The following is a 25,640-nucleotide window of genomic DNA, read 5'->3' as shown; positions in this document are numbered from 1 at the left end:
AAGCGTCAAATGTTAATATATAGATAAGTTTAGCTCAAAAGAACTGATGTTAGACGTACTCAAGGTGAGAATTTATCCAAATAAGGGGCAACAACAAGCATTAGCCAAAAGCTTTGGTTGTTCTAGATTTGTATTTAATTATTACCTGAACAAAACTAACACTCAGTATGAAGAAACGGGTAAGGGTATGAGCTATTACGACATGGCTAAAGACCTTACTCAACTCAAAAAGCTATCTGATTATGAATGGTTAACAGAAGTAACTGCTGCTACATTACAACAAACACTTAAAAACTTAGAATCAGCTTTTAAGAACTTTTTTAGTAAAAGAGCAAGATTCCCTAAGTTTAAAAGTAAACATAGAAAGCAATCAATTCGTTATCCTGAAAGCTGTTCAATTAAAAATGGTGGTTTAAAACTTCCAAAACTTGGCATTGTTAAAGCAAACATTTCAAAAAGTATTAACGGTAAAATTAAGTCTGTAACTGTTTCTCAAACCAGTACAGATAAATATTTTGCTGCAATTTTATTTGAAACTGATGATTTAACAACTAACAAGAAAGGGAAAATCACAAGCATTGACTTAGGTTTAAGTAATTTAGTTACTACTTTTGATGGAAAAGATTTTGATAAAGTTGATCCGATTAAACCTACCAGGAAATATGCTAAACGTTTAAGACGTAGACAACAAGCATTATCCAGAAAGAAAAAAGGGTCTTTAAATCGTCAGAAACAGGTTAAGAGAGTTGCTAGAGTTCACGAAAAAATAGCGAACACAAGACAAGATTTTCTCCATAAGCTCTCAAGAAAATTAGTAGACGAAAACCAAGTCATTATAGCTGAGAACCTTTGTATTAAAGGATTAGCACGTACCAAACTAGCGAAATCAATATTAGATGCTGGTTGGGGAATGTTGCTTAATTTTATCAGCCATAAACTAGATAGAGAGGGAGCAATATTTGTTCAAGTTGACAGATTCTTTCCTAGTAGCAAGCTTTGTAATAGTTGTAAAGTTAAGAACAATTCATTAAATCTCAGTATTCGTGAATGGGTTTGTCCTGAATGTAAAACTCACCACGATAGAGATGAAAATGCAACACAAAATCTTAGAGAAGAGGGCATAAGAATTCTGTTAACAAATACCGTAGGACATACGGAAATTCAAGCTTGTGGAGAAACTGTAAGACTTAATGGTGCTTGCATCAAAGAGCAAGTTTCAGTGAAGCAAGAATCTCCCGTCACAGCGCAAGCTTGACGGGGGAGTGTCAAATATAGTCTGCTGAATTACAGAACCAATTGTAGAAGCAAATATCTTATCTTCACGGGTAGAACGTAAGTAAGAATACGCTTTTTTAATACCTTTATCGCTATAAGTTAGTAACTTTTCATTCAAACTTAGAAGTAAATCCGCTTTTTCAGTAATAGCTACTGCAAACGGATCAATTTCAATCGGTGTAATATAAGTATCTTGATAAGCTGCTACCGGAACTAACTCCACCTTGGTTTGTTGCGATAGGCGACTACCTTTAGCAATATCAACAGCTAAAGCAACGATGCGTTCAACTTCTTGAAGCGTTTTATGAGGACTAGCAGCAAACCCCCATGCGCCATTGAGGAGGACACGCACACCAAAACCTGAGCTAACATTATCTGAAATGTTGCTTAAAGAGCGATCGCGTGCCATTAAATTTTGTGTACGATAATTGCAAAAGCGCACATCCCCGTATTCACATCCAGCTTGTTTAATTAAAGAAATTGCCAGCGTAGCTAAATCTGTAGCAGTGCGTGTGGGAGCTTGTACCATAGCGAGTAATAGCTATAACAGGTGAATGTATTCTAGCTACTGCATAGCTACTTTTGCAGGACTTTGGCAAAAATCCGGTTTAAAGATACGCTTTTTTAACCGCAGATAAACGCAGATAAACGCAGATGAAATACAAAATTTATCGACTTATGCCACAGATTTATTCTCTTTAAAAATTATACGAAGCTGAGTGGCAATATCTGCGATCGCACTTTTACCTTGATCTATCACCAATGATAGACCCACAAAACTATGAATCATGCCATCATACCGTTGCACTTTGACAGGAACCCCTGCTGATTCCAACTTTACTGCATAAGCTTCTGCTTCATCTCGTAGCACGTCATACTCGGCAGTAATAATATATGCTGGCGGTAAATTAGCTAAATTATTTGCCAATAGTGGCGAAGCATAAGGATTTTGTCCATCAGCTACATCTGCGAGATAATGATGCCAAAACCACATCATTTCTTCTTTACTTAATCCAAAATCACCTTGTCCATATTTTTGATAAGATTCGGTATCAAATCCATATTTAGTTGTGGGATAAATCAAGATTTGAAACATTAGTGAAGGCTCGCCTTTATCCCGCGCCATTAAAGCTACCGCAGCAGCAATATTTCCACCCGCGCTATCTCCTGCAATAGCAATGCGAGTTTTATCTCCATTTATATCGCCAGCATTATTACTTACCCAATTAGTAACAGCATAAGCGTCTTCTACGGCAGTAGGAAATTTATGTTCAGGTGCTAGGCGGTAATCTACTGAAACTACGATACAATCCGCTTGATTAGCTAAAGAACGACAAATATGATCTACACCATCCAAATCACCTAGCACCCAACCACCACCATGAAGGTAAACCAATATCGGTAACTGAGTATCTAGCCTTGGTGTATAGATCCTGATAGGAATATTCCCCTGTGACTTAATAGTGTTATTTTGGATACTCGCAACAAATTCTGGTTTTAGTTCCTTTCCTCTTAGTTTGGCAATCAATTCCCTTGCTTGCATGGGTTCTGCGCTGGAAAGAGGCGGTAAATTTAACTGAGATATTTGTTGTAAAAATTTTTTTGCTTGTAAATCTAGAGACATAGGAGAAGCTGGCTGTATAAGCTGTTACTACAAATTAGAAAGCTAATTCTACCTCTTTAGTATTAGCAAAATCAAACTGACTCTAACTGCCGTTAGAGGTAGATATCTTTATTAGCAATTAAGATGCAGATAAATGTGGTGAAGGATAGATCATGGAAGTTAATAATACCGAAGTAGATAATTTTATTCAGCTAGTTAATTTAAGGAAGTCAAACCATGACTTACTAGAGGAAGTCCGTAAACTTGCTTCTGCTATAGAAAAATTACAATTAGCATTAGAGTATTTTCAGTACCAAGTTGAACAAGAGCAATTAAAACAAATGCAAATAGACTTTCAGCATGAAGTCAAATCGAGGAACTTGGAAGCTGATTTTAAAGAAACTTTAGCTAGATTGGATTTAGATTAATTAAGCAGACGGGTTTGATTTTACGACTAAAAAATAATATTTTATTTTTTAACAATTAAAGCCCAAGATTTATTAATATTTCTAATAATAAAAAACCAGCTAATATGTTGACTTTTATCTATTTAAGTTAAGTGCTTAGTTTACGTTTTTGTTTCTATCTACTTTGTTCTCCGGTAATCCGTCAAATAAGTAGATAGGTATAATGAAGCGTCAAATCTTCACGCGCTCATGGCGGATATGTTAATCTAGAAGGTGCATTCTCCATCAATGATCAATCAATTATCAATTCCATAATCCAAGCCTCCTACTTCAGTAATTGATAATTGTTAATTTTTAATTGTTTATTATGTATCTTACCTGGTTAGACAACAATAGTTGGTTAGTTGAAATTGGCTCAAAACGAGTACTGATTGATCCTTGGTTAGTGGATGAATTAGTATTCGCAAATCTCGATTGGTTGTTTAAAGCTTCCCATCCTACTCAACGTGCAATTCCAGAAAATATAGATTTAATTATCCTCTCTCAAGGTTGGGAAGATCATGCTCATCCGCCAACTCTAAAAGTATTAGACCATAATATTCCTGTGGTAGCTTCTCCTAATGCTGCTAAAGTTGTCCAAGGATTGGGTTATACAAACGTAACTGCACTAACTCACTGGGAAAATTTAACTTTTCATCAAAACTTACAAATTCAGGCAACTCCTGGTTCACTGGTGGGCGCAACACTTGTAGAAAATGGTTATTTAATTAAGGATTTAGAAACAGGTTTAAGTATCTACTACGAACCTCATGGGACTCATCCCCCCTCGTTAAAAGAAGTTGCCCCAGTAGATGTTGTAATTACTCCCTTAATAGACTTAGCTTTACCATTAGTTGGGTCTCTTATTAAAGGCGGTAAAAGCGCTTTAAAATTAGCGCAAATTTTGCAACCGCAAGTAATGCTGCCTACTGCTGCTGGAGGTGAGGTAGTTTATGAAGGATTCATAAATAAGTTACTTCAAAGTATCGGCAGTATTGAGGAATTTCGCACACTGTTAGCAGAGAATAATTTATCTACAGAAGTAATTGAACCACGACCAGGCGATCGCATTGAACTCAAACTTCAACCAAAAGTTACCTGTGTCGCTTAATATAGACAATTACAATCTTAGTTTTATATTCATGGCGGGGCGTACTCCCCGTCATGGATAATTGCAAAGAGCAAATACTAAAACTTATTAACTAGGAATAAATTTTAGAGAAACACCGTTCATACAGTAGCGTTTGCCTGTTGGCGCGGGACCGTCATCAAACACATGACCTAAATGCCCACCACAGCGATGACAATGTACCTCAACTCTAGTCATAAAAAGTGACCTATCAGTAGTTGTCGCGATCGCACCTGGAATAGGATCATAAAAACTGGGCCAGCCAGTGCGACTATTGAACTTAGTTTCAGATGTAAAAAGTGGTAAATCGCACCCAGCGCAAACATAATTCCCCTTAGCATATTCCTTGTCAAGGGGACTGGTTCCAGCGCGTTCAGTGCCATGTTTACGCAACACAGAAAACTGTTCTGGTGTCAAAGTTTTACGCCACTCTTCTTCAGTTTTGTTGATTTCAAAATTATTATTTGAAGCAGCCATAACTCCTGATTTCTCCGGCAAATAACGTGATAACCATGCTGCGCCCACAAATGCTGCGCCAGCTTTTAAAATATAACGTTTTCTCATGTTCTGTCGTTCCATTGCTACAGAAATATGCAAATCCAATCTGGATAAAATTTATTGACATTGGGCTATCTTAGTGCTACAATATCGCTAAGGATAATATTAATGTAAAGCTTCTAGAAACTCTTTCAGTTGTGAAGCAAGAGCTAAAGCTCAATTACCGAAATTTTATTTCTAGAAGCTTTGAGCAAAGAGTGTTTCCGATTGTAGCTATCAGAAATTTAGATCATGGCAGATCGAGTGGTAGGTCCTACAATTCCAGTAGGGCTGATCTTTTTTGAATTCTGGAATTTTATAACTGCTGTGCGTGTCTCATTATCAAACATTCCATTAACAGATCCAGTGTAAAATCCTTTCCGTCTTAAAAATTTTTGAACAAATCTGACATCTTCTCCTGTGCTACCAGTTTTGAGCATGGCGCTGCCTGGAGTCATGGCATTGCCTGACTTCATGGCATCTCCTGCTTTCATAGCATCTCCTGGAGTCATAGCATTTCCAGAACTCATGGCATCTCCACGAGTCATCGTGCCGCCTGACTGGTCACTTTGAGCAATTTGGAAAGGATTGGGAGAGGAGTATGCAGGCATAGCAGCAGCTAAGGTAAGACCTGAGATCAAACACACTACTTTGAAATTCATATTTTTTTCCAACTTTATAAATGAGTGCGAATTTAGTTACTATCAAGTAGCTATTGCTTCGCATCGGTTCCTTTGTTATACGGACTAGCTTTGATTTTGGATTGCGATCATATTTGAGAATATGGAAAATGTTTAATAGTACGCTGGCAAGATGCCCGCACTACATCTGATGCCAAAGAAAATTAATTAACCTTATATGTAGTGCAAGCGTCCCGCTTGCTTTCTTAAATTGCTCTGTTGTACTTGTGGCGATAAATCTATCTGATTGTAGGGGCGGGTTGCCCTAAATCAAAATATCCTACAAACCAATAAATTAAACCCGCCCCAAAATCTAGGTAACTACCTTTGAGCATCAACTACTTCTAATTCAGACCAACGTTCACGCACTACCCCACTTAGCGCCTGTAATCCCCATAATTCACTACGGCGATGACCTACTACAATTACACCAATTTGGGTTTGGGCTACAGCTAACTTTGCTGGTTGTCTAAATTGCCCTGTAATGTATAAATTAGCACCGCGTTCTGCTGCCTCACGCACTAAGGCATCAGTCATTGCACCAACAACAGCCACAGATTTGATCTCGTCTCCACAGGGATAAACAGCATCGTGTCCACCAAATATCTGATTAACGTAATCAGAATATTGCTCAAAACTGCTTGCAGAAATCTTGCCTAACATCCCAATTGGACGACCTGCTTTTTCACCTAATATTTCTAAGTTAGACATTCCTAACACTTCAGCAAGTCTAGGATTAAAACCCAAAGTCATGCGTTCATCAAATGCTAGGTGGTAAGCTACCACACCAACATCGGGCGATAGTTGCGAAGGTTCTAGTTTCCAAGGTCGATGTAGAAATAAAGCATCTAAGCGGTGAGTATTTGCCCATGCAGTTAATTCTGACCAAGGTTCTAACGCTAATCCAAAACGCTGAATAGGTCGCTGTGATGGTCGATATACCCCGCCTTGGTCATCAATAAAGCCTTCAACAGCAAAAAACTGATTAAAAAATTTTACAATATCTTCTAGATCAACCATATTTCTATATATCTATTTACCAGCTAGTGCTAAACTATATACTTTGGAAATGAAGCTGGTAATAACCTGCTGACTAAATAATATTTAATAAATGCAGTGTTAAAACCAATATTTTCGTTGATTAGCAGCTTCATTTTTTTAGGAGATAAAAATATCTCCCTAGCTCACTATCGTCCTACAAAATAGATATAAATACATCCTGTGCAAAACTTATCTTCCAATAATTTACCCGATGCAAGCGCAAAAAGCACTTGGCATTTATTAACATTAACTCAAGTATCAAAACGCGAGTTATTTTATAAACAGGTTTTACACGCGATCGCTCTTGAAAAACTGGAAACTCTAATTTTGAGAGTAGAATTACCGCAAGATTCGGTTTATAAAAATTTAGTTTTAGTGGAAGTAAGTAGTTTAAAAGCTGTGCGCGATCGCTTACAACAAATTGACCCTAGCCTACAGGTAAAAATTGATCCCAAACCATTAACAATAGATCAAGTTAATCGAATGTTAGGACAGTAAACAGCGACCAGGAAAGTTTTATCTTGTTACTCCTGCATTCTGATCAAGAGCGATCGCGTGAGAAGAATTTATTGCCTCGACTGAAGATTTGCCGTGTATCCACGCCAAGGGCTTACTTCAAGAATACCTTGAGGTGTAAACACAACCTTAAACTGACCAATTAGTTCTGATGTCGTTGCCTGATTGTTAATCGGTTGAGATAGCAAGTCGCCTAGAGGCGTTTGCCCAATAAATTTTTTAGCCACATCACTGACAGGCTGATAAGCAACAATCACTCCCTTTTGACTAATACCCACGCGATAAACTAGATGTTGTTGTGATGCCGAACGTTTTTGCCAAGCCTGATTAATTAAGTCGTAAAGTTTCCGATTTAATTGATAAAGTTGAGTATTATCAGTAACTTCTGGTTGCGTATTAAAAAGAGCCTCTAATTGAGATTGAGAAGGTGAAAAAGGTTTTGGCTTGGGCAAGGTTTTATTGGCGGCAGACATCGACCAAAGTTTAATAGTTTCATCGGCGCTGCCACTAGCTAATGTTTGTCCATCAGGACTAAAAGCTACTGACCAAACTGTTTTATTATGTCCTACCAGGGTACGTAGCAACTGCCCACTCTGTACATACCAAAGCTTAATTGTTCGGTCATAACTACTACTGGCTAGAGTTTGGCTATCAGGGCTAAATGCCACTGACCAAACTGCTTGATTGTGTCCTGCTAGTGTATTTAGTAACTGTCCAGTTGGTAAATTCCACAGCTTAATCGTCCGGTCATAACTGCCGCTAGCTAACTTTTGACCGTCAGGGCTAAACGCTACTGAACGAACTGCTTGTGAGTGTGCAGCTAGCGGAATATTTAACTCACCAGTACTCGGTTGCCAGATGCTAATTTTTCCGTCTTCAGTACCACTAGCAAGCTTCTGCCCATCAGGGCTAAAAGCAATAGTTCTCACACTAGCTGAATGGCGCAGAGTGTGGAGTAATTCGCCTGTTTCCAAATTCCACAGGTTAACGGTTTTGTCATAACTACCAGTGGCAAGAGTTTTGCCATCAGGACTGAAAGCAACAGCCTCAACTTGATCTGAATGTCCCTTGAATGTGCGAAGTAATTCGCCTGTTTGTAAATTCCACAGTTTAATTCGTTTGTCCCAGCTACCACTGGCAAGCAGCTTACCGTCTGGACTAATAGCTACGGATGCCACTGCATCCCCGTGTCCTTTTAGTGTTTGGAGTAATTGACCAGTGTGTAAATTCCAGAGTTTAATTGTCTTATCATAACTAGCACTAGCAAGGGTTTTTCCATCAGGGCTAATCGCAATTGCATAAATCCAGGCTGAATCGCCCAAAATAGTTCGTATCTGTTGATTTTCTACGCTTAATCCAATGGTGGCAGTTGTTGAAGCTGAATTGATGTTAATTAAACCAATAATTGTGGCAGATGCAGTTAGTGCTAATGCTAATTTTGCCTTGCGAGAAACTGGATGTGCTTTCATATAAATACTATAGGGATTAAGCTGTTTGTTGTGGTGTAGACGTAAATTTACAGCGAGATGTATGTTGTTACTATGTAGCCGTCTGTTGGGTAGGTTGAGACTTTTGTTCTTTAGCTTTCTGCTGTTGCCATTCAATCCAACGTCGCTTGAGAAACAGAATGATTGTGGCGGCAATTGCTAAAATTCCTAGAGGAGTTATTAGGCTCCAATGATCTGACATTTTGTCCCAAATATGCCAAGCCAATAGAAACATGGCAAAGTAGGTTAACTGATGCAAAGTTCTCCAATTTTTCTTTAATTTTTTTACGCTCCAATCATTTGAGGTCACGGTTAAAATGATAAATATAATAAACGTTGTCACTCCTTGAAAATAGATTTCATAGGTTCTAACATCAAAGAAATCAAAGTTTCTTTTGGTGACGAATAAAACGGCATGAGCCAGAGTAAGAATAAAAGCTAAGATACCGATTTGTCGCCTATATTTTAATAACTGAGTTGGAATTTTGTGTTTGCGCGTTGCTGGAAAAACAACTCTTAAAAGAGTTGGAAGCAAAGTGGCGATATAGCTAAACAACGCCAAAAAACCCAGGAAATTAGCTAATTGCACATTTTGAAATTCAATCATAATTCATCCTTAATAAATGCGGAAAGATAATCTTAAGTTAAAACACAACTAGAGAAGGCTGCTTTCCGCAAAAAGTTTGATTGAATTGAAAAACTTCTCAATTTTATTGAGAAGTTTTTGTCTAAAAGTTAGATTTTAAACTACCTATTCGCCTGAATCGCTCACTGGATAAAATAATTCAGTTTCCTGATCGAATCGCCATCCGATACCGCTTGGGTCTTTCTTACGGCTCCAGTTTGTAAAGCCTGGATTGAACGTAATCTTTGGTTTCTTAATTGTTCAGCTTTTCAAAGCGATGAAGTTAAAAAGTGATGTAATGATTGTTCACTCTTCTAATCCTACTAAGCATTGTGCAAGTTAAATGTGAAACAGCTTACCTTGGCAATTTCTGGTAGATTTTTACGTTTAATGGAGGATATCATTCCTCTATCAAAATTGCGGGACATACCAAACCTGTTTGATCAGTTGCCTTCAGCTTTGATGGTCAAACTTTGGCTAGTTGTAGTGGTGAGGAAACTATCAAAATTTGGCTTATGCAGCACAACAAAGCTTCACCAGCTAACACTCAAACACTTGAGAACACGCTGTTTAGGAAAAAAAGTTGATAAGGAGGACGCAAAATTACGAAACGCAGCTAGCTACTTGTGTAGGAATCTAAACAAGCTCACTATCCATTTATTTTGCCTTGGATGTATACCCCCAGTTCCCAGATCTGGTGAGGTCTTGTATGCAGCAATTTAAGTGGAATTTCTAAGTCCAACTCAATTCAAAGGAAAGAAATGAAAGATACCGTAATTATCCCATGGAACAACATTTTCTTGGAATGCGTGCGTAAGCTGGGTGGCGCTCCCGGTCCCATTGCCCGGATTGGAGCCATGATGCACATTGCCATGTTTGACACGATCAATGTTCTTTCTGGCAGTCCCTACAAGTCGTATGTGTCTAACCTACCGAAAAAAGTCGAAGGCGTAGACCCCGCCATGAGTGCAGCCTATGCCGCACGCAAAGTGTTACGGCAAACAATTGCTGGACTTGTCGATCAAGCCACACACAATCCAGGTGGGGTATCTAGTCCTTTCGAGCCGTATCAGCTCAATATGGATTTTAATACAGAGCAATTTTTGCAGGATTCTATGAAGCCCTTCAACATGGGTTCGAGTGAAGAGGCTCGTAATTCATCGCGGAAGTTCGGTGAGGCGGTCGCAGATGCAGTTTTGGCAGCACGTCAAAATGATGGTGCAGATCTAGCAACTCAGAAACAACCTCCCTCTGTGGAATTTGGTTTTGCCCCGGGTGATTGGCGGGAAACAGGTTCGGGATCGGCAGTCACGCCACAGTGGGGCAAAGTGAAACCCTTCGGTGGATGGCAGAGCGCTCAAATTGGTAATTTCCTACCCAAAGCATTGAACGTCAGTAAATTCAGCAACTACTCTCAATTGCTACCAAGCCGAGATTACGCAGGTCAAGTTAATGAAGTACAGCGGCTTGGGGAAGCCCATTCCCCAGAACGGACGCGAGAGCAAACGGAAATTGCATTCTTCTGGGCTAATGACCTTAACGGTACTTCCAAACCTCCAGGTCAGCTTTACGCTATTACCCAGATCGTGGCTAAGCAGGAGGGAACAGTGCAAAATCTACTTGATACAGCACGCCTCTTCGCGCTCGTTGGGATGGCTATGGCCGATGCTGGCATCGTTGCCTGGTACGTGAAGTACTTATTCCCTAAAGAAAACGACCGGAACAATCTGATCCGCCTCTGGCGGCCAGAGACGGCGATTCGGGAGGCTGATACCGACTACAACCGCGACACTACGCCTGAGCGTCGGTGGCAACCTCTTTCAGCGATGCTTGATGGCACACGTTTCTCACCACCTTTCCCTGCTTATATCTCTGGTCATGCCACTTTTGGTGCAGCCCATGCAGCGATAATGCAGCTCTTCTTTAAACGGGATTCTATTCCCTTCACTGCAACTACAGAAGATCCCCATGCCTTCCGTGATGAGAATGGAATCAAGCTTACCCGTAGTTTCACTAGTTTCACTGAGGCGGCACGGGAGAACGGGCGAAGCCGCGTTTATCTCGGTGTTCACTACCAATTCGATGCTGAGGGTGGCTTTGAGTCAGGTATCAAAGTAGCTGAGTTCGCTTTCAACAATGTATTGCAGAGCAATCCCTCAAGTGGTTGCCAAAGCCATGGGTGACAAGCAAATACTTTCCTCAGATGACTTAGCAGACCTGAAACAGTATGAATTAGACACTCGCACACCTCTATGGTTTTACATTCTGCGTGAAGCCGATGTACTTGGTGATGACGGAACGCGCTTGGGACCAGTGGGCGGACGCATTGTTGCAGAGGTGTTTATCGGTCTGCTGGAAGGAGACTCTTTATCCTACTTACGGCAAAATCCTGATTGGAAACCTATACTGGGTAGCAGCGGAAACTTTACCATCGTTGATTTGCTTAAGTTTGCGGGTGTTGTTTCTAGCCTGTAACAACACTTTAATTAAAACTGAGTAATAGCTGTAGCTAAAATTATCGCTCTTGTGCCACTTTAAGCAAAGAAAAATTGGTAATCCCCTTTATTGTGTTGCCAAGCTTGAGGTCACATATACCCCCATCAGAGTGGCACAAGAGCGATCGCTTTCAGGGGGGCATCCAGCCGCTAAAGCCGCTGGTCTATAACTAAAACTATAAATATAAAATATAGAAATTTTTCTATATTTTATTAATACTTTTAAGCCAAGTAAAATAAAAAGTCGCTCCTGCGCCAACTTCAGACTCAACCCATATACGTCCCCCTCGGCTTTCAATAATCTTTTTCACAACAGATAAACCAATACCTGCCCCTTCAATCTTGTCCCTAGCCTCTAGCCTCTGAAAAATTCCCCAGATTTTTTCTTGATATTCAGGCGCGATTCCTTGACCGTTATCTGCAACAGAAAACTCATAATATTTTTGATATTCACGTACATTCACATTTATCAAAACATCTGGTCTATCAGCATACTTAATTGCATTGTTAATCAAGTTCATAAAAACTTGTTGCAACGGTACTTTTTCACCCGCTAAAGTTGGCATTTCTGACCCAACAATAATTTTTACTTGTGGAGGTGGAGAAAGTAATTCTATTGATTCTGAGAGCAAATCAGCAACATTGATTAATTCAATATCTTCACTACGCCCTGCCCGTGAATACTGTAAAATTCCATTAATTAAAGCTTCCATGCGGTATACGCGCCCACGTAGCAAATGCAGATGCTCCCGTGATTCATCGCTGATTTGTTCTCCAATATCTTCCTCTACCCACTCGGCTAAAGTCGCAATTCCCCGTAAAGGTGCTTTTAAGTCGTGAGAAGCAACATAAGCAAATTGATCTAAATCTTTGTTAGTACGTTCTAATGTTGCTGTGAGATGAGCTAATTCTTCTGCTTTCTTTTCAATTTCTTGCCTTGCTCTAAATTGCTCAGTGACTTCAACCGCATGAGTCATAATCCCATAAACTTTACCATCACTATCAACTAAAGGTTGATAGACAAAATTCCAAAAACTCTCCTCTAAAACTCCATCATCATTGCGATCTATCATCACTGGCATCTCTTTACCTACAAAGGGTTTACCAGTTGCATATACTTGATCCAACAACTCAAAAAAGCCTTGCCCTTCTAATTCTGGAAACGCTTCACGAGTTGGTTTGCCAATCAGTTCGCGCTTACCCACAACTTGGACATACAATGGGTTTGCTGCTTCAATTACATGATTTTGCCCACGCGATACTTGAATCACTGCTGGAGCTTGCATAAATACTCGCTGTAACTCTGCTCTGGCTGCTTCTGCTTGAGCTAAAGCTTTGTCTCTTGCTTCCTCCGCTTGCTTGCGCTGTGTTAAATCGACTGCTAAAGCTATACCTTGATTGGGACTTTCTTCTAAAGTAGCTCCTGCAATTAGTACAGGTACATAGCTACCATCAGCATGAATATAAACTTTTTCGTAAGGAGTATTACAACCAAATTGGTAATGTTCCTCAATTGCTATTTGATCTAAATAGGCATATTCTGGTGGAGTGAGGATATCCCAACGCACTTTTCCTGCCAGCAAATCTTCTCTTGTGTAGCCTATAATTTGCAAAAAAGCATCGTTAGCATCAGGAATATTGCCATTGCGTTCTGGGAAAAAGATTCCAATTACATTAGATTCAAATAATCTTCTAAACTTAGCTTCACTAATTCGCAGTGCTTCTTCAGTTTGCTTACGTTGTGTAATGTCTAGTACAAAAGCTACGCCATCATGGTGAGAATCATTTAAGAGTGCTACACCTAAAACAATTGGTACTCGCTTACCGTCTCGATGGATATATTCTTTCTCATAAATATTAGAAACTCCAGTTTTTTGGGCTTCTGCGATCGCCTGATCATCTAAATAGATGTATTCTGGGGGAGTGAGTTCGCGCCAATTAATTTTTCCTAATAAATTAAACTCTTCACGGGTATAGCCAGCCGAATGTAGGTAAGCATCATTAGCATTGGTAATAAAACCATCAACATTCCAATAAGCAACTCCCACCAAGTTACAATCAAACAGTCGTTGCAGTGGTTTCTGCCTTTCCCTCACTTCGGCTTCGATGCGCTGACGTTCATGTAGCTTGCGTCCAGTGCTATCAGATATTTGTTCGCGAAGTTGCTCATTAACCTGAGATAATTGTGCAGTACGCTCTTGAACTTTTAGTTCTAGCTGCTCATTAAGTTGTAAATGTTCAGATTGTAGAGGTTGGTTAAGCAACGTTTCTAACTCTGCAACTCGTTGGCGCAGTGCTACCACTTCCTCGATCAGTTCATCTTTACTTTTATGCTGATCTTCCATCTTGCGCCTCTTAGCCTTTTTCTTATATATTATCAGGAACAACATTTGACTAGCTTATAAAGATTTTAATATTTAGGAATTTATATAACAATCATTGTTTTAATAAATATTGATGAAATTTCAAAGCTAAATATAAGGAGTAGAGAGTTATGCTCAATCCTATTGTGAATAAAGTTACAATTAATTGCCTAAGCTTGTTGTTTTTAAGTAGTATCTTTACACCACAAGCAGAAGCAGGCAGATATGTTTTTGATCAAACACCCCAAACAATTCAGCGTTACTTTGGTCGCCCATTAAGGAGTTCTACAGAAAACTTGGGTGATAAGGAGTATAAATTATATACTTATTCTTCCGCACGCTTACACACTGTCCTTCCTAAATTACCTAAAAAAGCTGAACTTCAAATTGCCTTTTTCAAAAACAGAGCCAAAATTATCATATTGAATAGCAATGCTGGATCAGACACACAATCTTTTCAATACGGTCAACCTGAAGCAGTAAAATTTTATAATTATATTTTTGGTTATAAACCGTCCATTTGGCAACCTATACCCTTACCTAATGGTGGTGGTGGTCATGAAGGTTTTCTGGAGTCTGCTTACTGTTTAGGTGATGGTGTGAGAAACTATTTTTTATCCTATATGTTAGGAGAAGATAATATCAGATTATACTATGATCCTACTTGTGAACAACAGTCTAAGTAATGTAGTAAATTGGTAAATAATGAAGGCAAAAACTCACGGTGTAATTGCTGCTGGACATCCAAAAACTGCGGAAGCTGGTGCAGAAATGCTGTCTTTAGGTGGTAACGCCTTTGATGCAGCAATAGCTGCAATTTTGATGTCTTTTGTAGCTGAACCAATGCTAACTTCTCCTGCTGGCGGCGGTTTTTTGTTAGCTCATACTCATAACCAGCAAAATATTTTATTTGATTTTTTTACACAAACACCACTTTACAATAAACCATCTGCTGAACTGGATTTTTTTCCAGTAGAAGTTAATTTTGGCGACGCATGGCAAACTTTTCATATTGGCAAAGCTTCGATGGCAGTTCCAGGCAACTTACTGGGAGTATTTCATATTCACAAAAAGCTAGGCAGATTACCTTTTCATGTAGTTGCTGAACCTGCAATTTACGCTGCTAAAACAGGTATCGAAGTAGATAAATTTCAAGCTTACTGTTGGCAGCTTTTGGAACCAATTATTAGAGCATCTCCAGCAGCGTGTAAAGTGTATGCGCCTAATGGAAATCTGCTTCAGCAAGGTGATACTTTTGTAATATCAGATTTAGCTAATAGTTTAGACTATTTTGCCAGACATGGCTCAGATGAATTTTATTCAGGAGAAATTGCTAAACAAATTGTAAAAGATTGTCAAGAGCAAGGAGGATATTTAACGCTAGAAGACTTAAAAGAATATCGAGTTATAGAACGAACGCCCTTATTAGTTAATTACCGAGGTCATACTTTATTAACTAACACGCCTCCAAGTTCGGGTAGCACATTAATGGCTTTTGGTTTGAAGTTATTAGAAAAAATAGATTTAAATGTAATTGAATATGGCAGTTCTCAGCATTTGCAAATATTAGCTGAGGTGATGCGTTTCACTAACGCAGCTAGAGCGGATGGATATGATGATTATATCTATGAAAAAGATATTTCTGACAAATTTTTATCGAATGAGCATCTGGCTAGTTATCAACAAGAATTAAGCTCAACTGTTAATAAGTGGGGTAGCACAACTCATATTAGCGTAATGGATAATGAAGGTAATGCTGCTTCAGTAACAACGTCTAATGGTGAAGGTTCTGGTTATGTAATTCCTGGTACGGGAATTATGGTTAATAATATGTTAGGCGAAGAAGATTTAAATCCTACTGGCTTCCATAAATGGCAATTAAATCAGCGAATTTCTTCGATGATGTCACCTACAATAGTATTAAAAAATAAACAGCCAGAGATAGTTTTAGGTTCTGGCGGTTCTAACAGAATTCGGACAGCCATTTTACAAGTAGTTTCTAATTTAATTGATTTTAAAATGTCTGTAGAACAGGCAGTTGAAAGCCCTCGGTGTCATTGGGAAAATAATATTTTTAGTATAGAGCCAGGCTTTAGGGAAAAAGAATTAGAAAAATTAAGTGCTTTTGATAATACTCAGATAGCGTTATGGCAAGAAATGAATATGTTTTTTGGTGGTGTTCATACTGTGAGAAAAGATGATGTAGGCGTGATGTCTGGGGCTGGAGATTCGCGTCGGAATGGTGTAGTTGTTAGTAAGTAGAAGCGATCGCACTAGGGATTAAAATTTATTTTAATCCCCTCATCTCGCCCATCTACTTACTCTTAAATTGTTGTTCTAGTTGACGATATTTAGGAATATCAATAATTTGCTCAAATTCATGGAAATCTACTAAGTTGTTGCCCGATGTAGTTCCATGTTCTTTAAGTTGACGGAAACAAGCTGCGATCGCTTGTGTAGCTGCAAACAAACCTGATAAGATCATAAGTCATGGGTCATGGTTAATTGATAATACTTAATTGTTAAGAGCATCAACTACAGCCTGAGCCGTTTTCGCACTTGACTGTGGGTTCTGACCTGTAATCAATTTTCCATCTATAACAATATGCTCACTCCAGTTAGCTGTTGAAATAAATTCGCCACCCAGTTCGCGCAACTTTGATTCCAGTAGAAATGGCATTAATTTATCTAACTGGACTTCCTGCTCTTCGGAATTAGTAAAACCAGTTACTTTGCGTCCTTTAACAATTGGCGTACCATCAGCAGACATTGCTTGTGCAAATGCAGCAGGGCCATGACAAACTGCTGCTACCACTTTTTGAGCATCAATAAATTTACTGACAACTTGACCTACCTCAGTATTGGGTAAATCATACATAGTTCCATGACCACCGGGGAAAAAGACGGCATCAAAATTATCTAAATTGATGCTATTTAAAGGTTCTGTAAGCTGTAAAGCTTGGAGTGCTTCACCATACTCTTCTGCTTGCTCGGCTGTTGGTTGACTACGTGGATCAATGGGAGTTTTCCCACCTTTAGGACTAGCAACCGTAACTTGATAAGTATGCTGACGAAAAATTTGATAAGGAATACCAAACTCCTCAAACCACAATCCTGTAGGATGTTCTGCATCAATTTGGCTGTGGTTGGTAACAACTATCAAAATATTCTTTTGGTCACTCATCAATAATTCTCCAAGTAGGTTGCAACAATTGCTATTCTGGCATCCAACTTATATTTATCTACAGCGCCATAAGGCAGAAGGTAAGGTGCAATTAACAATTAACAATTATCAATGACCCATGACCGACTTGATCTTAAGTTTAATAAGACTTACGCAAGACAACGGTAAAATCATTTTTGTATGGACGGGTTGCACGCTTACCCTATGCCTCCGAACCCTTGATATATAATATAAACCTGCCCCTTGCCCTTACCACAAAACCTTAGACATTATTGCCCTTCGCTGTAAAATCTCAGGCGTTGATCATACATCTGTCGAAGTTGAGCCATCTTGTGGCGGCTTTGCCCATAGCGATTACATGGCGGTGGTATGCTTGCCCACACAGTTCCCACCTTACAGGCAGCTTTTTCAAATCTTCCAGCAAGAATATCTGCCATTGCTCCCTTACGTTCGATAAAGTAAAGCGCCATCCTATCTTGCGATTCTGGAGAAAAATCTGGTAATCCTAGTTTAGGAGCCAAATAATCCCAGTTAAAGTCCATAATTTGATAGCGACCTGCGGCTGTAGAGCAGATGCGTCTGCCACGTATTGCACTACATTGTTTGACTTTGGGATGGGTAGAAAAATCGCTAAATGAGCCGTTAAATACCAAGATTGAGTAGCTACTGGGATCAATAGTCCCTGTCTCAGCCATACTAATTACATCTAAAAATGCCCTAACTTCTGGTGTAGTTAGTCTACTGTCGGTTGAATTGGGGGCGGAGTAGAAAGAACTGTTTTGAGGATATTCTGTTTGTGGAACTGGAATGACTTGAACACTAGGAGCAGCAGAGGTAGCAGTTATAGGTGCTTCATACACTGTTTGGGCGATCGCTTTTGGTAAAATCCCGCTTGACAAGACGAGTAAAGAAAAAGCTGTAGAAGCTAATGTGCTTGCCTTGATGGCTTTCTGTAAAACTAAACTAATTGTCATGCCTTCCGTTTTTAGTGAGGTTCTGCCAGCTATGTAACTTATGGAATCAATGGCTATAGATTTGCTGGCGTGGATCAACTTTCCAAACTTTACACTAATTTACTTTTTTGGAAATATTCCTCAGTGAATATACCTAAAACTTAGGGGAGATGAGGGAGGTTTAAATTATGGGGAAGCTTAGTTACTAGGTTCAACCTGGGAACTAGCATCAATAAAAACCTTGTAGAGACGCTCTATACAACGTCTCTACAAGGTTTTCTGAAGAGATCTAGTAGTTAACGAGATGGGGAATTAGTTGGCGGGGCTTTTGGTTGTGGAGTTGGTTTAGCAACCCCAGTAGCCTTGGGAGATGCAACACTACTTGGTTCTGGTTTAGGTGTTGCAGGTTTCGGTGCATTTTGCTTACTGCTAGAAGTTGGTTTTGCAGTTGGGCTAGTTTTAGTTGTGGTTGGCGTTGCTGTTGGGCTGCTAGTTGAGGAAGGAGATGGCGAGGTAGTTGGGCTGGGTTGTGGTGCAGTAATACTAGCAGGTGCAGCTTTTTCACCCAAAATACTTGCGTCGCCAGTATCATATACACCCGCTACGCAAGCAATCATTAATGTTGCTAAGGTTCCAATAAATAAAGCTTTCCAACCTAGTTCAGAAATATCTTTACGCCGAGAAGGAATTAAGGCAATTGTACCGCCAACAAAAATACCAACTGAAGCTATATGAGCAAATCCTGATAAGGCATAGCTAATAATTAAGACAGCGCGATCGCTTAATTCTCCAGCCGCCCCTGCCCTACCTAATTCTTGATAAGGTGGAATGGCTGTTTCTAATAATCTCCGCCCAATAATTACCGAAGAATGCCACAATTCATTCCAATCTAAAGAAACTCCAGTGAGAAATGTTAACGGTAAAAATAAAGCACCTTCAATATTTTGCAATGTGACAACTTTAAAAACGTCACCAACAGGGCTAGGTAAACCAGCTAACCAACCAAAAAATTGATTAACTAAAGAAACTAATCCTAAAATCAAAATTAGTACTGCTGCAATTGAAACTGCCATTTTCACGCCATCTAAGGCTCCCACGATCGCAGCATCTAATGGGCTAACCCGCTCTATCGGTTCTCCGGCAACTGTTTCTTGTTTAATTTCTTGTTCATCTTCAAAATACTCTTCAAACTCGTCTCGATCATCGTAAGTTTTAGCTTTAGCACTTTCTTCTGTAGGAATTCCGCCTGCTGTCAGGGGAACGCTTGTTTCAGGTACTAATATTTTTGCAAGTACAAAACAAGCAGGAATAGCAATAATTGATGCTGATACTAAATGCCCTAAAATATTGGGAAAAACTGGTCTTAAAAAACTTACATAAATTGCTAGGGTTGAAGATGCAGCCGTACCAAAACAACAAGCTAAAATAGCAGCTAGTTCACTGCGAGTCATTTTAGCTAAAAAAGGCTTAACAACAATCGCGGCTTCAATTCCTACAAAAATATTTGCAGCACCACTAAGGGCTTCTGCTCCACTTAAACCCATTGTTTTGTAGAAAATTTTAGCAAAGATATTAGTAATTACTTGAATGACACCAATGTTATATAGCAATGCCATTAAACCTGAGAAAAAAATCACGGTTGGCAAGGCTCGAAATGCAAATATATAACCAAGATTGACTGCGGGAATTTCTCCAGGTAAAGGAACAATATTTCTGCCAAAAACAAACCGCGCCCCTGTGTCAGCAGCAGCAAATACACTGTCTAATAAGCTACTAAAACCTGCTAATGCTGCTCTAGTATAAGGAAATTGAAAGACTAAAAATCCTAAGACGAGTTGTAAACCAATCCCCCAGATAATCACTCGCCAGGGAATAATCCGCCTATGTTCAGAAAACAACCAGGCGATCGCACATAACCCAAAGATGCCCAAAAACGAGATGATATTAAGCAAGTATGGAATAGCCACAAGTGTAGTCCTTCAGGAGAGAGGAGGGAGGAGAGAGGAGAGAGGAGGGAGGAAAACTTGTGATGGAACATTAGCTAATTAGTAGCTTACTTCCTATCTCAAGGGAGATGGCAGAATACACCCAAGACAATAACTCAAAAATACGTGCGACAAAACTATTGCAGTCCTACAATAAGCAGAGAATAACAAATGTAGCCAAAGTTAAGACTTTATTTGCTGGTCAAGATGGCTTGTTCATAGGAATTATAAAACGATGGATGCTTTTAGCCCTAACCCGCCCCAATGGATTGAGTCTGCAACTCATGCGACAGAATTTTGCTGTCCCAAGTGCCATGCAAGTGTTACCGAAGCATTACGGGTGTGGATAAATCGGCGATCGCCTGTAATTACAGATGATTATCGCCGTAAGTGGCAAGAATTTTACGAATGCCACTGTGGTAGCGCGTGGTGGGCTTGGAGTAGCGATCGCCCTCCCTCAGAATTTGCCGATCGCGAACAACTAGATCAATTAGATGATTTTTGATAATTATTTTATATAACTTAGCAATAGGAACAATTCCATCGCTAATGGTGATTAGAAGCATTAGATCCCTTAAAGTGTAAAAGATGAAAGCGATCGGCAATCAGCCATCTTACTTGCAGTGCCAAAGAGTAAAGGAAGCAAGATACTGTTGCTGATAGGCTGATACCTTAAAAAAATCCGATAGCGATCCAGAGGATAAGAAAGGAATGCACCTAAGTGAAATAAAACATCCCAATCAGTTGCACGGTTTGTCGATTCGTCAACTTGAGCAAATTGCCCGTCAAATACGCGAAAAGCATCTCCAAACCGTAGCTACAAGCGGTGGTCATCTGGGACCAGGATTGGGTGTAGTCGAGTTAACTTTAGCTTTATACCAGACTCTCGACTTGGATCGCGACAAAGTAATCTGGGATGTCGGACACCAAGCTTATCCGCACAAACTAATTACTGGACGTTACGATCGTTTCCACACAATTCGCCAAAAAGACGGTGTTGCAGGCTACTTAAAACGGTGTGAGAGCAAATTTGACCATTTTGGTGCTGGTCACGCTTCTACGAGCATTTCCGCAGCTTTAGGAATGGCACTTGCGGGAGAGCTTAATGGCGAAAATTTTAAATCAGTAGCAGTCATTGGGGATGGCGCACTGACTGGCGGTATGGCATTAGAAGCAATTAACCACGCAGGACATTTGCCCAAAACAAAGTTGCTGGTGGTGTTGAATGACAATGAAATGTCAATTTCTCCCAACGTTGGTGCAATTCCGCGATATTTAAATAAAATGCGCCTGAGCGCCCCAGTACAGTTTCTCAAAGATAATTTAGAGGAACAATTTAAACATATTCCCTTTGTCGGCGATTCTCTGACCCCAGAACTCGAACGAGTCAAGGAAGGGATGAAACGTTTAGCGGTTCCCAAAGTAGGCGCGGTATTTGAAGAACTCGGCTTTACCTACATGGGACCTGTGGATGGTCATAACTTAGAAGAACTAATTAACACCTTTAAGCAAGCACATACAATTACAGGTCCGGTATTAGTTCATGTGGTGACAGTTAAAGGTAAAGGTTATGCGATCGCAGAACAAGATCAAGTCGGCTATCACGCGCAATCTCCTTTCAACCTTGCCACTGGCAAACCAAACCCATCTAGCAAACCAAAACCTCCCAGCTACTCTAAAGTTTTTGCGGAAACTTTAATTAAACTGGCAGAAGAAAATCCCAAAATTGTTGCCATTACCGCAGCAATGGCAACTGGCACAGGTTTAGATAAATTCCAAGCCAAACTACCAAAGCAATATATTGATGTTGGTATTGCTGAACAACACGCCGTTACCTTAGCTGCTGGTTTAGCTTGTGAAGGAATGCGCCCCTTAGCAGCAATTTATTCTACTTTCCTACAACGTGGATTCGATCAAATAATTCACGATGTTTGCATCCAAAAACTACCCGTTTTCTTCTGTATGGATCGGGCTGGAATTGTTGGCGCGGATGGTCCTACTCACCAAGGAATGTATGATATTGCCTACCTACGTTGCATTCCAAATATAGTTCTAATGGCTCCCAAAGATGAAGCCGAACTTCAACAAATGCTCGTTACAGGCATTGAGTATACTGATGGACCCATTGCCCTACGTTATCCTCGCGGCAACGGTTACGGTGTCCCGTTAATGGAGGAAGGATGGGAAACATTACCTATAGGTAAAGCTGAAATTCTGCGCCAGGGCGACGATGTATTGATGTTGGGATATGGCTCGATGGTTTACCCAACAATGCAAGCAGCCGAATTATTGAGCGAACATGGAATTGAAGCTACTGTAGTCAATGCCCGTTTTGCTAAACCTTTGGATACCGAGTTGATATTACCTCTAGCCCAAAAAATAGGTAAGGTTGTTACTTTAGAAGAAGGTTGTTTAATAGGTGGGTTTGGAAGTGCGATCGCAGAAAGCTTACTAGATAATAATGTTGTCGTTCCACTCCAACGTATAGGTGTACCCGATATATTAGTAGATCATGCTACACCAGAAGAATCCATAGTGGCTTTAGGTTTAACGCCTGCTCAAATTGCTGCTCGAATCCGAACCGCTTTCTTTAGCCAACAATTATCTGCTGTGAGTAGTTAAAACCAACTACATCAGTTAACAGTTGACTGTTGACTGTTAACTGATAAGTTGGGTGGAAATAACTTAAATTGTTAATTGATATGATTACACTTAGTACGAATCAGGTATATCCCGTTATTTGGAAAGAAGATCGAGTTTTATTAATTGACCAAAATAAGTTGCCAACTGAGTATACATTTGTGGAAATTAGTCGCAGCGACGATATGGCGCAAGCGATTAAAACTATGATTGTCCGAGGCGCACCTGCAATTGGGGTTGCAGCAGCTTATGGGATGTATTTAGGGGCGCGGGAAATTGAAACAGATAACCGAGATGAGTTTTTAACTCGTCTCGAACAAGTTGCCCAAATGTTAAGGCAAACTCGTCCGACAGCAGTTAATTTGTTTTGGGCGATCGCACAGATGCAAAAAACCGCATCTCAAACTATAGGATCAGTAGACTATCTCAAGCAGGTAATGCTTGAAACTGCTAAAAAAATCAACGCTGAAGACATCCAAACTTGTCAAGCGATCGGCGATGCAGGATTAAAAGTTTTACCCAGCAAACCAGATAAATTGTGCCTATTAACTCACTGCAACGCAGGAGCATTAGCCACTGCTGGTTATGGTACAGCCTTGGGTGTTGTGCGTTCTGCTTGGCGTGCAGAGCGTTTAGCAAGGGTTTATGCTGATGAAACCCGCCCCCGCTTACAAGGAGCTAGGCTAACATCTTGGGAATGTGTACAAGAAGGAATTCCTGTTACAGTTATTACCGATAATATGGCGGCTCATTGCATGAAGCAAGGTTTAATTGATGCTGTCGTTGTAGGTGCCGATCGCATTGCCGCTAATGGTGATACTGCTAATAAAATAGGCACATATAGTTTAGCCATTGTTGCTAAAGCTCATAATGTTCCTTTCTTTGTTGCTGCGCCTTTATCTACAATTGATTTTGAATTAGATAACGGCAATAAAATTCCCATTGAAGAACGTCACCCATCCGAAATTTATCAAATTGGCGATACTGTTATTTGTCCAACTGGCGTAGAATTTTACAACCCAGCTTTTGATGTTACCCCTGCTGAATTAATCTCAGCAATTATTACAGAACATGGGGCAGTACCACCCAATCAATTAAAACAATTTCAGAGCAATTAAGTAGGTCAAAACGCATTACCCCACCCCCCCAGCCCCCTCCCCTTATAAAGGGGAGGGGGAGATTTGAGTGCCACAGATATGCCTGTAGGGGCGGGTTGCAAAGATAACCCAAGCGTTAGACAGATAAGTTTTCCAAACCCGCCCAACTACGAATGTGTAGTATTTTTATGAAAATACCTTAATCTTATTTTATTAGTACTTTCGGATACTTTTTTATAAAAATAGATACTTTTTTAATGTCATAAAGTATTAGAGTAAACAAATAAACGTATCTTTATGAGCAAACCCAAGACAGCAATTGCGGTGTATGACCGCTATCCGACTGAGACTATCCTGAGTAAAGGCGGTTCCTTTAGCTGGGTTCTAAATCGTGACGTAGCAATACAATGTCGCTACCTAATTTGCTGTCGCTCTTTCGCTCAAGATAACCAACTAAAAGATTCTGCCTTCCTCATTGGAAAAATAAGTGATATTGTTCCCTCTCCAGATCCAGAGAAAACAACCCAAAAGAGATGGATGATTGAGTTCAGTGAGTACGCGCTTGTTGATATCCCCAATGTTTGGAAAAAATGGCAAAATCCTGTCCGCTACTTCGATTCTGAAGAAATTCAAGAATTAGAAGAAAAGCTTGGGAAAAGTCTTGATGAGTTAGACTTTCAACCAATGATGAAAGCCAAAGGAGAACCGAAACCAGAAGCGGAGCCTGAGTTAGAGCGGGATGTAAAACCTTTAACTATTAAGGAAGCGAAAATTGGTTTAGCGAAATCTTTTGGTGTTGATGTTGATGCTATAGAAATCATTATTCGCGGTTAAGCGTTACTCTAATCATGATCGCCCCTCCCAGATGCGATCGTTGGACAAGCCAAAAACTCCTTAAAGCCAGTCACAATAATACTTTCAATACTTTCAAAAAAGTACTTGACATATTTAAAAAAGTATCTTAAAGTATATACATAACGAAAGCGAGGACTCCTATGAGCGACTCCAAAAAAGCACTTGTGGTCTTTGAAGGCTATCCGGCTGAAAATATCCTTCGTCAAGGCGGTTCCTTTAGTTGGGATTTAAATCCTGACAGAGCAAAACAATGTGACTACCTAATTTGCTGCTGCTCCACTAAAGATAGCGAACTAAAAGGTTCCGCCTTCCTAATCGGAAAAATAAGTGATGTCGTTCCCTCTCCAGAGGAAATAGCCCCACACAGATGGATGATCAAGATCAGTGAGTACGCTCTTGTTAATATCTCCAATGTTTGGAAAGGATGGCAAAATCCTGTCCACTACTTTAGTGATGAAGAAATTCAAGAATTTGAAGAAAAGCTTGGTAAAAGTCTTGATAAAGTAGACTTTCAACCACTGTTAAAAACTTTAACTATTAACAAAGCAAAAAGTGATTTAGCGAAAGTTTTTGGTGTTGATGTTAATGCCATAGAAATCATAATTCGTGTTTAAGCATTACTCTAGTTGTTAAGTGATTTCCACCTATAGCAACCGTAAATGCAGTTAGGACACGCATCTATTTTTCCACCCTTGTAAACATTGAAGCAGGATGTAGAGACCGATAATT

General features: G+C 39.8%; 24 protein-coding genes and 1 pseudogene. 13 read left to right on the top strand and 12 right to left on the bottom strand.

Features of this window, described 5'->3' with window-relative positions:
- Positions 1-46: 46 nt before the first annotated feature.
- Positions 47-1,255 (top strand): RNA-guided endonuclease InsQ/TnpB family protein, encoded by a 1,209-nt coding sequence (locus CRI9333_RS01260; RefSeq protein WP_015201328.1) that lies wholly within the window; start codon positions 47-49, stop codon positions 1,253-1,255.
- Here the strand turns inward: CRI9333_RS01260 and CRI9333_RS01255 are convergent.
- Both CRI9333_RS01255 and CRI9333_RS01250 read right to left on the bottom strand, forming a co-directional pair.
- Positions 1,256-1,804, bottom strand: a pseudogene (locus CRI9333_RS01255) (PmbA/TldA family metallopeptidase); the annotation flags it as partial.
- A gap of 147 nt (positions 1,805-1,951) precedes the next feature.
- The gene (locus tag CRI9333_RS01250; RefSeq protein ID WP_015201391.1) at positions 1,952-2,899 is read right to left on the bottom strand and encodes an alpha/beta hydrolase; all 948 of its coding nucleotides are present in this window, start codon (positions 2,897-2,899) and stop codon (positions 1,952-1,954) included.
- Between the two features lie 152 nt (positions 2,900-3,051).
- Here CRI9333_RS01250 and CRI9333_RS01245 point away from each other — a divergent pair, with 152 nt between their 5' ends.
- Positions 3,052-3,306 carry a hypothetical protein gene (locus CRI9333_RS01245; RefSeq protein WP_015201390.1) on the top strand — a complete coding sequence of 85 codons (255 nt, stop codon included), beginning with the start codon at positions 3,052-3,054 and terminating at the stop codon, positions 3,304-3,306.
- A gap of 346 nt (positions 3,307-3,652) precedes the next feature.
- On the top strand, positions 3,653-4,435 hold the full coding sequence (locus tag CRI9333_RS01240) for an MBL fold metallo-hydrolase (RefSeq protein ID WP_015201389.1): 783 nt from the start codon (positions 3,653-3,655) through the stop codon (positions 4,433-4,435).
- Between the two features lie 87 nt (positions 4,436-4,522).
- On the opposite strand, the gene msrB is transcribed toward CRI9333_RS01240, so the two are convergent.
- The 3 genes from msrB to CRI9333_RS01225 form a co-directional block, all read right to left on the bottom strand.
- Positions 4,523-5,017 (bottom strand): peptide-methionine (R)-S-oxide reductase MsrB, encoded by a 495-nt coding sequence (gene msrB, locus CRI9333_RS01235; RefSeq protein ID WP_015201388.1) that lies wholly within the window; start codon positions 5,015-5,017, stop codon positions 4,523-4,525.
- Positions 5,018-5,235: 218 nt separating this feature from the next.
- Positions 5,236-5,652 carry a peptidoglycan-binding domain-containing protein gene (locus CRI9333_RS24575; protein WP_015201387.1) on the bottom strand — a complete coding sequence of 139 codons (417 nt, stop codon included), beginning with the start codon at positions 5,650-5,652 and terminating at the stop codon, positions 5,236-5,238.
- A 339-nt stretch (positions 5,653-5,991) separates the two neighbouring features.
- Positions 5,992-6,690: a Nif3-like dinuclear metal center hexameric protein gene (locus CRI9333_RS01225; RefSeq protein WP_015201386.1), complete on the bottom strand. Its 699-nt coding sequence runs from the start codon at positions 6,688-6,690 to the stop codon at positions 5,992-5,994.
- A gap of 201 nt (positions 6,691-6,891) precedes the next feature.
- Here CRI9333_RS01225 and CRI9333_RS01220 point away from each other — a divergent pair, with 201 nt between their 5' ends.
- Entirely contained in the window at positions 6,892-7,209 is a 318-nt protein-coding gene (locus CRI9333_RS01220) for a hypothetical protein (protein WP_015201385.1), read from the top strand.
- Positions 7,210-7,277: 68 nt separating this feature from the next.
- On the opposite strand, the gene CRI9333_RS01215 is transcribed toward CRI9333_RS01220, so the two are convergent.
- Entirely contained in the window at positions 7,278-8,696 is a 1,419-nt protein-coding gene (locus CRI9333_RS01215; RefSeq protein WP_015201384.1) for a WD40 repeat domain-containing protein, read from the bottom strand.
- A gap of 70 nt (positions 8,697-8,766) precedes the next feature.
- Positions 8,767-9,321: a ferric reductase-like transmembrane domain-containing protein gene (locus tag CRI9333_RS01210; RefSeq protein WP_015201383.1), complete on the bottom strand. Its 555-nt coding sequence runs from the start codon at positions 9,319-9,321 to the stop codon at positions 8,767-8,769.
- 779 nt (positions 9,322-10,100) lie between these two features.
- Between CRI9333_RS01210 and CRI9333_RS01200 the strand changes: the two genes are divergently transcribed.
- Both CRI9333_RS01200 and CRI9333_RS01195 read left to right on the top strand, forming a co-directional pair.
- Positions 10,101-11,522, top strand: a complete 1,422-nt coding sequence (locus CRI9333_RS01200) for a vanadium-dependent haloperoxidase (protein ID WP_015201382.1) — start codon at positions 10,101-10,103, stop codon at positions 11,520-11,522.
- Entirely contained in the window at positions 11,500-11,814 is a 315-nt protein-coding gene (locus tag CRI9333_RS01195; RefSeq protein WP_157462221.1) for a hypothetical protein, read from the top strand. Before CRI9333_RS01200 ends, CRI9333_RS01195 begins: the two co-directional genes overlap by 23 nt.
- Positions 11,815-12,037: 223 nt before the next feature.
- On the opposite strand, the gene CRI9333_RS24570 is transcribed toward CRI9333_RS01195, so the two are convergent.
- The gene (locus CRI9333_RS24570; RefSeq protein WP_015201381.1) at positions 12,038-14,179 is read right to left on the bottom strand and encodes a PAS domain-containing sensor histidine kinase; all 2,142 of its coding nucleotides are present in this window, start codon (positions 14,177-14,179) and stop codon (positions 12,038-12,040) included.
- A gap of 149 nt (positions 14,180-14,328) precedes the next feature.
- Between CRI9333_RS24570 and CRI9333_RS01185 the strand changes: the two genes are divergently transcribed.
- On the top strand, positions 14,329-14,883 hold the full coding sequence (locus CRI9333_RS01185; protein WP_015201380.1) for a hypothetical protein: 555 nt from the start codon (positions 14,329-14,331) through the stop codon (positions 14,881-14,883).
- A 19-nt stretch (positions 14,884-14,902) separates the two neighbouring features.
- Positions 14,903-16,459 (top strand): gamma-glutamyltransferase, encoded by a 1,557-nt coding sequence (gene ggt, locus CRI9333_RS01180; protein WP_015201379.1) that lies wholly within the window; start codon positions 14,903-14,905, stop codon positions 16,457-16,459.
- Positions 16,460-16,511: 52 nt separating this feature from the next.
- Here ggt and CRI9333_RS26035 read toward each other — a convergent pair whose 3' ends face one another.
- The 4 genes from CRI9333_RS26035 to CRI9333_RS01165 all read right to left on the bottom strand — a co-directional run bounded on the left by CRI9333_RS26035 (position 16,512) and on the right by CRI9333_RS01165 (position 20,301).
- Positions 16,512-16,682, bottom strand: coding sequence for a hypothetical protein (locus CRI9333_RS26035; protein ID WP_198013597.1), 171 nt, complete (start codon positions 16,680-16,682; stop codon positions 16,512-16,514).
- 30 nt (positions 16,683-16,712) lie between these two features.
- A complete protein-coding gene (locus tag CRI9333_RS01175) occupies positions 16,713-17,381 on the bottom strand; it encodes a type 1 glutamine amidotransferase domain-containing protein (protein WP_015201378.1) in 669 nt (222 codons plus the stop codon).
- 269 nt (positions 17,382-17,650) lie between these two features.
- Positions 17,651-18,355 (bottom strand): glycoside hydrolase family 24 protein, encoded by a 705-nt coding sequence (locus CRI9333_RS01170; protein WP_015201377.1) that lies wholly within the window; start codon positions 18,353-18,355, stop codon positions 17,651-17,653.
- Positions 18,356-18,630: 275 nt separating this feature from the next.
- Complete coding sequence (locus CRI9333_RS01165; protein WP_015201376.1) at positions 18,631-20,301, bottom strand: NupC/NupG family nucleoside CNT transporter; 1,671 nt, start codon at positions 20,299-20,301, stop codon at positions 18,631-18,633.
- A 253-nt stretch (positions 20,302-20,554) separates the two neighbouring features.
- On the opposite strand from CRI9333_RS01165, the gene CRI9333_RS01160 reads away from it, so the two are divergent.
- From CRI9333_RS01160 to CRI9333_RS01140, 5 genes are all read left to right on the top strand, one after another.
- Positions 20,555-20,824: a hypothetical protein gene (locus CRI9333_RS01160; RefSeq protein WP_015201375.1), complete on the top strand. Its 270-nt coding sequence runs from the start codon at positions 20,555-20,557 to the stop codon at positions 20,822-20,824.
- Positions 20,825-21,030: 206 nt separating this feature from the next.
- Positions 21,031-22,941 carry a 1-deoxy-D-xylulose-5-phosphate synthase gene (gene dxs / locus CRI9333_RS01155; RefSeq protein WP_015201374.1) on the top strand — a complete coding sequence of 637 codons (1,911 nt, stop codon included), beginning with the start codon at positions 21,031-21,033 and terminating at the stop codon, positions 22,939-22,941.
- Between the two features lie 80 nt (positions 22,942-23,021).
- Positions 23,022-24,077, top strand: coding sequence for an S-methyl-5-thioribose-1-phosphate isomerase (gene mtnA, locus CRI9333_RS01150; RefSeq protein ID WP_015201373.1), 1,056 nt, complete (start codon positions 23,022-23,024; stop codon positions 24,075-24,077).
- Between the two features lie 276 nt (positions 24,078-24,353).
- The gene (locus tag CRI9333_RS01145; RefSeq protein WP_015201372.1) at positions 24,354-24,890 is read left to right on the top strand and encodes a hypothetical protein; all 537 of its coding nucleotides are present in this window, start codon (positions 24,354-24,356) and stop codon (positions 24,888-24,890) included.
- A gap of 161 nt (positions 24,891-25,051) precedes the next feature.
- Complete coding sequence (locus CRI9333_RS01140) at positions 25,052-25,525, top strand: hypothetical protein (protein WP_015201371.1); 474 nt, start codon at positions 25,052-25,054, stop codon at positions 25,523-25,525.
- The last annotated feature ends 115 nt before the right edge of the window (positions 25,526-25,640 follow it).

Origin of the sequence: Crinalium epipsammum PCC 9333 (assembly GCF_000317495.1) — a bacterium.
GTDB lineage: Bacteria > Cyanobacteriota > Cyanobacteriia > Cyanobacteriales > PCC-9333 > Crinalium > Crinalium epipsammum.
Note: the sequence above shows the minus strand (reverse complement) of the source record. Positions and strands in the feature narration are given on the sequence as shown.

What these genes read in the sequence shown, in the direction of transcription:
- CRI9333_RS01240 (WP_015201389.1), top strand. Translation starts at nt 3,653, where the DNA reads ATGTATCTTACCTGGTTAGACAACAATAGTTGGTTAGTTGAAATTGGC.
- CRI9333_RS01200 (WP_015201382.1), top strand. Translation starts at nt 10,101, where the DNA reads ATGAAAGATACCGTAATTATCCCATGGAACAACATTTTCTTGGAATGC.
- CRI9333_RS24575 (WP_015201387.1), bottom strand. Translation starts at nt 5,652, where the DNA reads ATGAATTTCAAAGTAGTGTGTTTGATCTCAGGTCTTACCTTAGCTGCT.
- CRI9333_RS01250 (WP_015201391.1), bottom strand. Translation starts at nt 2,899, where the DNA reads ATGTCTCTAGATTTACAAGCAAAAAAATTTTTACAACAAATATCTCAG.
- dxs (WP_015201374.1), top strand. Translation starts at nt 21,031, where the DNA reads ATGCACCTAAGTGAAATAAAACATCCCAATCAGTTGCACGGTTTGTCG.
- mtnA (WP_015201373.1), top strand. Translation starts at nt 23,022, where the DNA reads ATGATTACACTTAGTACGAATCAGGTATATCCCGTTATTTGGAAAGAA.
- CRI9333_RS01145 (WP_015201372.1), top strand. Translation starts at nt 24,354, where the DNA reads ATGAGCAAACCCAAGACAGCAATTGCGGTGTATGACCGCTATCCGACT.
- CRI9333_RS24570 (WP_015201381.1), bottom strand. Translation starts at nt 14,179, where the DNA reads ATGGAAGATCAGCATAAAAGTAAAGATGAACTGATCGAGGAAGTGGTA.
- CRI9333_RS01210 (WP_015201383.1), bottom strand. Translation starts at nt 9,321, where the DNA reads ATGATTGAATTTCAAAATGTGCAATTAGCTAATTTCCTGGGTTTTTTG.
- msrB (WP_015201388.1), bottom strand. Translation starts at nt 5,017, where the DNA reads ATGAGAAAACGTTATATTTTAAAAGCTGGCGCAGCATTTGTGGGCGCA.
- CRI9333_RS01245 (WP_015201390.1), top strand. Translation starts at nt 3,052, where the DNA reads ATGGAAGTTAATAATACCGAAGTAGATAATTTTATTCAGCTAGTTAAT.
- CRI9333_RS01225 (WP_015201386.1), bottom strand. Translation starts at nt 6,690, where the DNA reads ATGGTTGATCTAGAAGATATTGTAAAATTTTTTAATCAGTTTTTTGCT.
- CRI9333_RS01215 (WP_015201384.1), bottom strand. Translation starts at nt 8,696, where the DNA reads ATGAAAGCACATCCAGTTTCTCGCAAGGCAAAATTAGCATTAGCACTA.
- CRI9333_RS01260 (WP_015201328.1), top strand. Translation starts at nt 47, where the DNA reads ATGTTAGACGTACTCAAGGTGAGAATTTATCCAAATAAGGGGCAACAA.
- CRI9333_RS01170 (WP_015201377.1), bottom strand. Translation starts at nt 18,355, where the DNA reads ATGACAATTAGTTTAGTTTTACAGAAAGCCATCAAGGCAAGCACATTA.
- CRI9333_RS01140 (WP_015201371.1), top strand. Translation starts at nt 25,052, where the DNA reads ATGAGCGACTCCAAAAAAGCACTTGTGGTCTTTGAAGGCTATCCGGCT.
- CRI9333_RS01175 (WP_015201378.1), bottom strand. Translation starts at nt 17,381, where the DNA reads ATGAGTGACCAAAAGAATATTTTGATAGTTGTTACCAACCACAGCCAA.
- CRI9333_RS01185 (WP_015201380.1), top strand. Translation starts at nt 14,329, where the DNA reads ATGCTCAATCCTATTGTGAATAAAGTTACAATTAATTGCCTAAGCTTG.
- CRI9333_RS26035 (WP_198013597.1), bottom strand. Translation starts at nt 16,682, where the DNA reads ATGATCTTATCAGGTTTGTTTGCAGCTACACAAGCGATCGCAGCTTGT.
- CRI9333_RS01160 (WP_015201375.1), top strand. Translation starts at nt 20,555, where the DNA reads ATGGATGCTTTTAGCCCTAACCCGCCCCAATGGATTGAGTCTGCAACT.
- ggt (WP_015201379.1), top strand. Translation starts at nt 14,903, where the DNA reads ATGAAGGCAAAAACTCACGGTGTAATTGCTGCTGGACATCCAAAAACT.